The sequence below is a fragment of the Methylobacterium trifolii genome, assembly GCF_022179685.1.
Classification (GTDB): domain Bacteria; phylum Pseudomonadota; class Alphaproteobacteria; order Rhizobiales; family Beijerinckiaceae; genus Methylobacterium; species Methylobacterium trifolii.
The window spans coordinates 1-5,205 of sequence record NZ_BPRB01000098.1 but is presented as its reverse complement, the minus strand read 5'-3'; the positions used below and the strand labels follow the sequence as shown (position 1 = coordinate 5,205).

At 72.1% G+C, this 5,205-nt stretch carries 5 protein-coding genes; 4 read left to right on the top strand and 1 reads right to left on the bottom strand.

The window, feature by feature from the left end:
- Positions 1-238: 238 nt before the first annotated feature.
- Together COGEMETH_RS09875 and COGEMETH_RS09870 are read left to right on the top strand one after the other, a co-directional pair.
- Positions 239-1,570, top strand: coding sequence for an MFS transporter (locus COGEMETH_RS09875; protein ID WP_238182411.1), 1,332 nt, complete (start codon positions 239-241; stop codon positions 1,568-1,570).
- Positions 1,571-1,609: 39 nt separating this feature from the next.
- Positions 1,610-2,497 carry an amidohydrolase family protein gene (locus COGEMETH_RS09870; RefSeq protein WP_238182410.1) on the top strand — a complete coding sequence of 296 codons (888 nt, stop codon included), beginning with the start codon at positions 1,610-1,612 and terminating at the stop codon, positions 2,495-2,497.
- Positions 2,498-2,504: 7 nt separating this feature from the next.
- On the opposite strand, the gene COGEMETH_RS09865 is transcribed toward COGEMETH_RS09870, so the two are convergent.
- A complete protein-coding gene (locus COGEMETH_RS09865; protein ID WP_373875337.1) occupies positions 2,505-3,695 on the bottom strand; it encodes an alpha/beta hydrolase in 1,191 nt (396 codons plus the stop codon).
- Between the two features lie 406 nt (positions 3,696-4,101).
- On the opposite strand from COGEMETH_RS09865, the gene COGEMETH_RS09860 reads away from it, so the two are divergent.
- Both COGEMETH_RS09860 and COGEMETH_RS09855 read left to right on the top strand, forming a co-directional pair.
- Complete coding sequence (locus tag COGEMETH_RS09860) at positions 4,102-4,263, top strand: hypothetical protein (RefSeq protein ID WP_238182408.1); 162 nt, start codon at positions 4,102-4,104, stop codon at positions 4,261-4,263.
- 125 nt (positions 4,264-4,388) lie between these two features.
- On the top strand, positions 4,389-4,751 hold the full coding sequence (locus COGEMETH_RS09855; protein WP_238182407.1) for a hypothetical protein: 363 nt from the start codon (positions 4,389-4,391) through the stop codon (positions 4,749-4,751).
- Positions 4,752-5,205 lie beyond the last annotated feature (454 nt).

Below are 5,205 nucleotides of genomic sequence, written 5' to 3'. Positions count from 1 at the left end.
GGAGCGACGATGCCGGATAGGGCGTTCCCCTCTCCCGGCTCTCGCTGACGCGAGGCCCTCCCTCCCCCGCAGAGGGGGGAGGGAGGAGCCCGCACCGAGTCCACTCCGGGCGGGATTGTTCGCGCCGCCAAGACGTGCCGGCGCGAGACAGAGTGCCGCCCGTGTCCGCGAACGAACCGTCCGGCGGGTGGACAGGGCCTGCGGCGTCCCCGAGCGTGCCCGAAACGGGAGACACGCCATGAACGCTGCGACCGACGCCGCGACACCCATGCCCGACGAGGCCGTGGTGATGCGCAAGGTGGGGGTGCGGCTCGTGCCGTTCCTCATCCTCTGCTACTTCATCGCCTACGTCGACCGGGTCAACGCGGGCTTCGCCGCCCTGACCATGAACCGGGACCTGGGCCTGAGCCAGGCCATGTTCGGCATCGGCGGCGGCCTGTTCTTCATCGCCTACGTGCTGTTCGAGGTGCCGAGCAACATCGCCATGGAGCGGTTCGGCGCGCGGGTCTGGATCGCGCGCATCATGATCACCTGGGGCATGGTCGGGGCCGCGATGGCCTTCGTCGTCGGGCCCTACAGCTTCTATCTCGGGCGCTTCCTCCTCGGTGCGGCCGAGGCCGGGTTCTTTCCGGGCGTGATCCTCTACCTGACCTACTGGTTCCCCAAGCTCTACCGGGCCCGGATCGTGGCGACCTTCATGGTCGCCATCCCGCTCTCGAGCTTCCTCGGCTCGCCCCTCTCGGCGGCCCTGCTGCAGATGGACGGGATCGGCGGCCTGCACGGCTGGCAGTGGCTGTTCATCATGGAGGCGATCCCGGCGGTGCTGCTGGGGCTCGCCGCCCTGTTCATGCTGCCGAGCCGCCCGGCCGAGGCCGCCTGGCTGAACCCGGCCGAGCGCGCCTGGCTGACCCGCCGCCTGGAGGCCGACGGGGCCGGCGCCGCGCCGGTGGCCGGGCACCTGCCCCTGTGGCAAGTGCTGTCGAACAAGTACATCTGGGCGCTCGCCCTGATCTATTCGGGCAGTTCGGCCACCAGCAATGCCCTCTCGCTGTGGATGCCGCAGATCCTCAAGTCCTTCGGCCTGTCGAACATGGAGACGGGCCTGCTGAACATGATCCCCTTCGGCATCGCCTCGGTGTTCATGGTCGTCTGGGGCCTGCGGGCGGACAAGTCGGGCGAGCGGATCTGGAGCACGGCCCTGCCGCTGGCCACCACCTGCCTCTGCCTGCTCGCCACCAACCTCACCTCCTCCCTCACCCTGACGCTGGTCCTGCTCAGCCTCGTCCTGGTGGGCAACTACGCGATCAAGGGCCCGTTCTGGGCGCTGGCGACCGAATGGCTCTCGGCCGGCACGGCGGCGGCCGGGATCGCGGCCATCAACACCCTCTCGCATCTGGGCACCGGCGGGGCGACGTGGATGCTCGGCGCGATCAAGGATTCCAGCGGCAGCTTCCCGCTGGCCCTGTTGCCGCTCGCCTTCCTCACCGGGGCCGGCAGCCTGATGGTGCTGGTGCTGGGCCGCAGCGCCCGCGCCAGGGCGGCCGCCCCCGTGCCGGCGGCCGCCGAATGAGGCGGGCCGGACGGATTCCAGCTCCGAGGGAGGCGATGCATGATCTCCAGGCGTGACCTGACCTACGGGCTTGCCGGGCTCGCGGCCGCCGGCGCCCTGCCGCGGGGCGGGGCCGCGGCGGCGGAGGCCGTCACCGCGGTGGATTCCCACGCGCACGTGTTCCGGCGCGGCCTGCCGCTGGCCGATGCCCGCCGCTACGCCCCCGACTACGACGCCACCCCCGAGGACTACCTCGCCGTCCTCGACGCCAACGGGATGTCGCAGGGCGTGCTCGTCCAGCCGAGCTTCCTCGGCACCGACAACGGCTACATGCTGGAGGCCCTGAAGCGCCACCCCGGGCGCTTCCGCGGCATCGCGGTCGTCCGGCCCGAGATTTCGCGCGACGAACTCCAGGCTTTGGCCGCCGCCGGCGTGGTCGGCATCCGCCTCAACCTCGTCGGCGCGCCGGACCCGGCCTTCTCGGCCGGACCCTGGCCGGGCTTCCTGAAAAACCTCGCCGACCTCGGCTGGCAGGTCGAGGTCCAGGCCGAGGCGCGGCGCTGGCCGGTCCTGCTCGATCCGCTGCTTCAGGCCGGCGTCACGGTCGTGGCCGACCATTTCGGCAAGCCCGACCCCAAGCTCGGGGTGGACGATCCGGGCTTCCGGCACCTGCTCGCGGCCGGTGCCGGCGGCCGCGTCCGGGTCAAGCTCTCGGGCTCCTACCGCAACGGCGACGGGCTGCCGGCCGCCGCCATCCCGCTGCTGCGCCGGCACCTCGGCCTCGAACGCCTGGTCTGGGGCAGCGACTGGCCGCACACGCAGTTCGAGACAGCCACGGATTACCGCAGGGTCCGGGCGGAACTGGACACCTGGCTGCCGGACCCGGCCGAGCGCCGGATCGTGCTGTCGGATGCGCCCCGCGCGCTGTTCTGGCCGATGCGGGGCTGACCCGCCCCTACTTCACCCGCCCGACGATCCAGCCGATCAGCGCGTCGGCGACGGCGTCGCTGTTCTTCTCCAGCATCATCATGTGGCCGTTGCCGCGGACGTTCTGGTCGGCGAGCCGCATCGTGTCGGGGGGCGCGCCGGCCTGGGCCAGGAACTCGGCCGTGCAGGCATCGGTCGGCGCCCGGAAGGAGGCTTCCGCCGTCACGATCACGGCGGGCACGCGGGCGAGGTTGGGCAGCTTGCGGGCGGGTTCCCCCTGGAGCCAGCACCGGATGCGGCCCTCCGCACTCGGCGCCTTGGCCTGGACCACGCCGAGGTCGTCGGGCGAGCGCACGGGGGGGTCGAAGGTCAGGGGCAGGCGGGTGATGCCGTAGGCGCGCGCGCGGCCGTCGCCGGCCTTCTCGTAGAAATCCTTGCCGCCGCGCAGGCGCACGTCGAAGAAGGGCGGCCCGTTCGGCTCGATGGCCACGTGCGCCTTGACGAGGTCGGGGCGCGCATCCGAGACCGCCCAGCCGAACAGCCCGCCCTGCCCGTGGGTCAGCACCACCGCCGGGCCGACCTTTTCCAGCAGCGCGGTCAGCGCCGGGTCGACGAGCTCCTCGGTCTGCTGCGCGCTGGCGAGGTAGGGCACCAGGGAGGCGAAGAACTGGTCGAAGGCCGCGTTGCCGGGCACGCCCGGTCCCCCCGGCCACTGGGTGTGCAGGCGCGCCTGCGGGAACAGGTCGTAGACCTCCTGGGCGGTGTAGGTCTCCTCCAGCGTCCGGGGCGAGAAGCGGGTGTAGGGCCCGTAGACCTCCGGGTTGGTGCCCGAGCGCCCGCGCCCGACCTGGTCGACCACGTAGACCTTGAAGCCCCGCTCGACGAAGCGCTGGACCCAGCCCGGCCGCCCGTCCGGCGTGCCGAGGAAGTTCACGCCGGTCTGGGAGACGCCGTGCACCATCACGATCGGGTAGGGCTGGCTCACCTGCGCCGGGGCGCGGGACTGCACGAACATCTGCCCGACCATGACGGTCTTGTCGTCGACCTTCTGGTAGCGCCCCCCGATGAAGAAATAGCCCGCCTGCCCCGAGGCGAAGCCGGGCTCGGCCGCGGTCTTTTGGGGGATCTGCGCGGCGCCCTGGGCCTGAGGCGGCGTCTGCCCGCGGGCCGGCCCAAGTGCGAGCACGGCGAGCGCCGTCGCCACCGCCAGTTTCGCGATCATGCCGCCCTCCCCCCGGATGCCCGTTCGCATCGTCGCCGCGCCCGGCTTATCGCGGGATTCTGGGGGCGGGGCCAGCCGTGCGGGCTGAGGTTTTCCCCGGTTTGACACCTGATCCGGGGCCCGGCCGGCGGCCCCGTCGCCGCGCCATCCATGCACTGGGCGCGCGATCCGCGTGTGCGGACGCACGCCATCGGCTCTGGACGCATGCCTGAGCCCAGCCCGGCGTGGTGGCGCGCGGGGGGCGCAGCCCATACCTTCACCTGTGTCGAAGACGAAGGTCTCTCGACCGGACAGGACTTGGAAGCCGAGCCGAGTTCTGCAATCCGCCCTTCGCATTAACCAGTTCTTCTCAGGTGACGGCCTACCGTCGCCGCCGCCAAGACCGTATTCAGGACGTCACGCCGTGGACCCCGCGACCGCAAAGACCCTCGTCTCCCTCCTCCTCGTCCTGGCGATCGTGACGTTCAGCCTGTTCGCCTTCGAGATGTTCGTCTCGGAGATCCTGCGCGACCTGCGGGCCGGCCGGGCCCGCCGCGCCGCGCGCGAAGGCGCCCGGACCGAGTAGGCCCCGGTCGCGCACCGAATCGCACGGCACCGCCGAATCCGGCCCGGTCGCGCGGATGCGGCGGGTTTCCTTGTGATCCGGTTAAGGTCTGGGCGCTAGGCTCCTCCGATCGGAGGATTTTTGGCATGCGGACCCTGCTCGTGATCGGCGCCGTGGGACTGGCGCTCACCGCCTCCATCGCCGAGGCCCGTCCCGGCCGCGGCCTCCGGGGCACCCTGCACGGCACCACCCTGCCCGTGCGCACCACCGAGGCGCTCAAGGCCGACGCTTCCAAGACCGACGCACCCGAGACGGAGCCGGCCGAGGCGCCCGCCCGCGTGGCCGAGGCCCCCCGCTACGTCTCCCTGAAGCCCGGCACCACCGGCAGCATCCCGGGCCCGGTGGCCGCAAGCCCCCCCGCGCCGCCGAAGCTCGCACCGGAGGAGCGGCCCCGCTGCGCCCCCGAGCGCCTCGTCGGCACCGGCGCCGGCTTCTGCCTGATCAACTGAGGGTTTTTTCCACGGGACGCCCACCGATACCGTGTCCGCCTGATCGAAGCGGACACGGTATCGGGAAGCCCGCGCAGCGCCTGAGCGAAGCCGAAATCCGCATCGCGAAGAGAGCGAACGGATTTCGTATGGGCGGGCGTCTCATGACGGGCACCGAGACCCGACGCGCCTCCCCTTTCGCACCGTGCGCACGCCTGCCGGCGTCCGCGCGGCGCTTGCCGTGACCGGTCTTCGCCGCCGGTGCGGGCCCACACGGCAAAGTCTTCGCATCGGGCGGAGGATCGGAGACTGCATCGGGACCGCGATCGACAGTCGAGCGGCGTCTCCCGTGCGTCATCGCCCGGAGCAACCCGATGATCAAAGCCGGTCCCGTCCTGATTCTCGCCGCCCTGCTGCCGGCGGCCCCCGCCCTCGCGCAGGGGAGCGCGGCCCAGCGCGCCGCCTGCACCCCGGA

Excerpts from the sequence above, each read along its gene's own strand:
- COGEMETH_RS09875 (WP_238182411.1), top strand. The coding sequence starts at position 239 with ATGAACGCTGCGACCGACGCCGCGACACCCATGCCCGACGAGGCCGTG.
- COGEMETH_RS09870 (WP_238182410.1), top strand. The coding sequence starts at position 1,610 with ATGATCTCCAGGCGTGACCTGACCTACGGGCTTGCCGGGCTCGCGGCC.
- COGEMETH_RS09855 (WP_238182407.1), top strand. The coding sequence starts at position 4,389 with ATGCGGACCCTGCTCGTGATCGGCGCCGTGGGACTGGCGCTCACCGCC.